Source organism: Buttiauxella cochleicola (assembly GCF_021282435.1).
GTDB lineage: Bacteria > Pseudomonadota > Gammaproteobacteria > Enterobacterales > Enterobacteriaceae > Buttiauxella > Buttiauxella massiliensis.
On sequence record NZ_JAJSOT010000020.1, the window covers coordinates 1 to 4329 of the forward strand.

Consider the following 4329-nt stretch of genomic DNA (forward strand, 5'->3'; position numbering starts at 1 on the left):
TTGTCAGCGTCAACGGTCATGAGTTCCGTGGCAACGTGGTGACCGATGAAAACGGTCAGTTGCGCTATAACATCCCGGTGCCAACCCAGGCCCTGAACGAAGGCAGTAATGATGTGCAGGTGATGGTGACGGGTGTCGATGCCTCCGGTAACACCGCCATTGCAGTCGAGCACAAAAACGTGGTGCTGGATACGCATGCCGAGAACCATGTGATTATCCAGCCGGTGGCGGGTGACGATATCGTCAATGCTAATGAATCGCGCATGCCAACCATGATTTCCGGTGTGGTGAGCGGTGACGCGCAGGCGGGCAATCAGGTGGTCGTCAGCGTCAACGGCCATGAGTTCCGTGGCAACGTGGTGACCGATGAAAACGGCCAGCTGCGCTATAACATCCCGGTGCCAACCCAGGCACTGAACGAAGGCAATAATGACGTGCAGGTGATGGTCACGGGTGTCGATGCCTCCGGGAATACCGCCATTGCTGTCGAGCACAAAAACGTGGTGCTGGATACGCATGCCGAGAACCATGTGATTATCCAGCCGGTGGCGGGTGACGATATCGTTAACGCTAACGAATCCCGCATGCCAACCATGATCTCCGGCGTAGTGAGCGGTGATGCCCAGGCAGGCGACTCTGTCGTTGTCAGCGTGAACGGTCATGAATTCCGTGGCAACGTGGTGACCGATGAAAACGGTCAGTTGCGTTATAACATCCCTGTTCCGAACCAGGCACTGAACGAAGGCAATAATGACGTGCAGGTGATGGTCACGGGTGTCGATGCCTCCGGTAACACCGCCATTGCGGTTGAGCATAAAAATGTGGTGCTGGATACGCACGCCGAGAACCATGTGATTATCCAGCCGGTGGCCGGTGACGGCACTGTCAATGCTAACGAATCGCGCATGCCAACCATGATCTCCGGCGTGGTAAGCGGTGACGCCCAGGCGGGCGACCTTGTGGTCGTCAGCGTCAATGGCCATGAGTTCCGTGGCGACGTGGTGACCGATGAAAACGGCCAGCTGCGTTATGAAATCCCTGTTCCGAACCAGGCACTGAACGAAGGTAATAATGACGTGCAGGTGATGGTCACCGGTGTCGATGCCTCCGGGAATACCGCCATTGCGGTTGAGCACAAAAATGTGGTGCTGGATACGCATGCCGAGAACCATGTGATCATCCAGACCGTGGCCGATGACAATGTGGTGAATGCCGCCGAGTCCCGGATGCCGACCATGATCTCCGGTGTGGTGAGCGGTGATGCGCAGGCGGGCGATAAAGTCGTCGTCAGCGTGAACGGCCATGAATACCGTGGCGACGTGGTGGCGGATGCCAACGGCCAGCTGCGCTATGAAGTGCCGGTGCCGACTCATGCGCTGAATGAAGGCAGTAACGATGTGCAGGTGATGGTCACCGGTGTTGACGCCTCCGGTAACACCGCGATTGTGGTCGAGCATAAAAACGTGGTCCTCGACACCCATGCCGAGAACCACGTGATTATCCAGCCGGTGGCCGGTGACGATACCGTCAATGCTAACGAATCGCGGATGCCAACCATGATTTCCGGTGTGGTGAGCGGTGACGCGCAGGCGGGCAATCAGGTGGTCGTCAGCGTCAACGGCCATGAGTTCCGTGGCAACGTGGTGACCGATGAAAACGGCCAGCTGCGCTATAACATCCCGGTGCCAACCCAGGCACTGAACGAAGGCAATAATGACGTGCAGGTGATGGTCACGGGTGTCGATGCCTCCGGGAATACCGCCATTGCTGTCGAGCACAAAAACGTGGTGCTGGACACGCATGCCGAGAACCATGTGATTATCCAGCCGGTGGCGGGTGACGATATCGTTAACGCTAACGAATCCCGCATGCCAACCATGATCTCCGGCGTAGTGAGCGGTGATGCGCAGGTGGGCGATAAAGTCGTTGTCAGCGTGAATGGCCATGAATACCGCGGCGACGTGGTGGCGGATGCCAACGGCCAGCTGCGCTATGAAGTGCCGGTGCCGACTCATGCGCTGAATGAAGGCAGTAACGATGTGCAGGTGATGGTCACCGGTGTGGATGCATCCGGTAACACCGCGATTGCGGTCGAGCATAAAAACGTGGTCCTCGACACCCATGCCGAGAACCATGTGATCATCCAGACCGTGGCCGGTGACAATGTGGTGAATGCCGCCGAGTCCCGGATGCCGACCATGATCTCCGGTGTGGTCAGCGGTGATGCGCAGGTGGGCGATAAAGTCGTCGTCAGCGTGAACGGCCATGAATACCGTGGCGACGTGGTGGCGGATGCCAACGGCCAGCTGCGCTATGAAGTGCCGGTGCCGACTCATGCGCTGAATGAAGGCAGTAACGATGTGCAGGTGATGGTCACCGGTGTGGATGCATCCGGTAACACCGCGATTGCGGTCGAGCACCAAAACGTGGTCCTCGACACCCATGCCGAGAACCATGTGATCATCCAGACCGTGGCCGGTGACAATGTGGTGAATGCCGCCGAGTCCCGGATGCCGACCATGATCTCCGGTGTGGTGAGCGGTGATGCGCAGGCGGGCGATAAAGTCGTCGTCAGCGTGAACGGCCATGAATACCGTGGCGACGTGGTCGCGGATGCCAACGGCCAGCTGCGCTATGAAGTGCCGGTGCCGACTCATGCGCTGAATGAAGGCAGTAACGATGTGCAGGTGATGGTCACCGGTGTTGACGCATCCGGTAACACCGCGATTGCGGTCGAGCACCAAAATGTGGTGCTGGATACCCATGCCGAGAACCATGTGATCATCCAGACCGTGGCCGGTGACAATGTGGTGAATGCCGCCGAGTCCCGGATGCCGACCATGATCTCCGGTGTGGTGAGCGGTGATGCGCAGGCGGGCGATAAAGTCGTCGTCAGCGTGAACGGCCATGAATACCGCGGCGACGTGGTGGCGGATGAAAACGGCCAGCTGCGCTATGAAGTGCCGGTGCCGCCCCATGCACTGAATGAAGGCAGTAACGATGTGCAGGTGATGGTCACCGGTGTTGACGCATCCGGTAACACCGCGATTGCGGTCGAGCACAAAAACGTGGTCCTCGACACCCATGCCGAGAACCACGTGATTATCCAGCCGGTGGCCGGTGACGATACCGTCAATGCTAACGAATCCCGGATGCCAACCATGATTTCCGGCGTGGTGAGCGGTGATGCGCAGGTGGGCGATAAAGTCGTTGTCAGCGTGAATGGCCATGAATACCGTGGCGACGTGGTGGCGGATGCCAACGGCCAGCTGCGCTATGAAGTGCCGGTGCCGACTCATGCGCTGAATGAAGGCAGTAACGATGTGCAGGTGATGGTCACCGGTGTTGACGCGTCCGGTAACACCGCGATTGCGGTCGAGCATAAAAACGTGGTCCTCGACACCCATGCCGAGAACCATGTGATCATCCAGACCGTGGCCGGTGACAATGTGGTGAATGCCGCCGAGTCCCGGATGCCGACCATGATCTCCGGTGTGGTCAGCGGTGATGCGCAGGTGGGCGATAAAGTCGTTGTCAGCGTGAACGGCCATGAATACCGCGGCGACGTGGTGACCGATGAAAACGGCCAGCTGCGCTATGAAGTGCCGGTGCCGACTCATGCGCTGAATGAAGGCAGTAACGATGTGCAGGTGATGGTCACCGGTGTTGACGCGTCCGGTAACACCGCGATTGCGGTCGAGCACCAAAACGTGGTCCTCGACACCCATGCCGAGAACCATGTGATCATCCAGACCGTGGCCGGTGACAATGTGGTGAATGCCGCCGAGTCCCGGATGCCGACCATGATCTCCGGTGTAGTGAGCGGTGATGCGCAGGCGGGCGATAAAGTCGTTGTCAGCGTGAATGGCCATGAATACCGCGGCGACGTGGTGACCGATGAAAACGGCCAGCTGCGCTATGAAGTGCCGGTGCCGACCCATGCGCTGAATGAAGGCAGTAACGATGTGCAGGTGATGGTCACCGGTGTGGATGCATCCGGTAACACCGCGATTGCGGTCGAGCACCAAAACGTGGTGCTGGACACGCATGCCGAGAACCACGTGATTATCCAGCCGGTGGCCGGTGACGATACCGTCAATGCTAACGAATCCCGCATGCCAACCATGATTTCCGGCGTGGTCAGCGGTGATGCGCAGGTGGGCGATAAAGTCGTTGTCAGCGTGAATGGCCATGAATACCGCGGCGACGTGGTGGCGGATGCCAACGGCCAGCTGCGCTATGAAGTGCCGGTGCCGACTCATGCGCTGAATGAAGGCAGTAACGATGTGCAGGTGATGGTCACCGGTGTTGACGCGTCCGGTAACACCG

At 58.6% G+C, this 4329-nt stretch carries 1 protein-coding gene; it reads left to right on the top strand.

Features of this window, described 5'->3' with window-relative positions; genetic code table 11:
- Positions 1 to 4329, top strand: a 4329-nt coding sequence (locus LVQ77_RS22190) for an Ig-like domain-containing protein (protein WP_232905491.1), incomplete at both ends; no start/stop codon positions are given.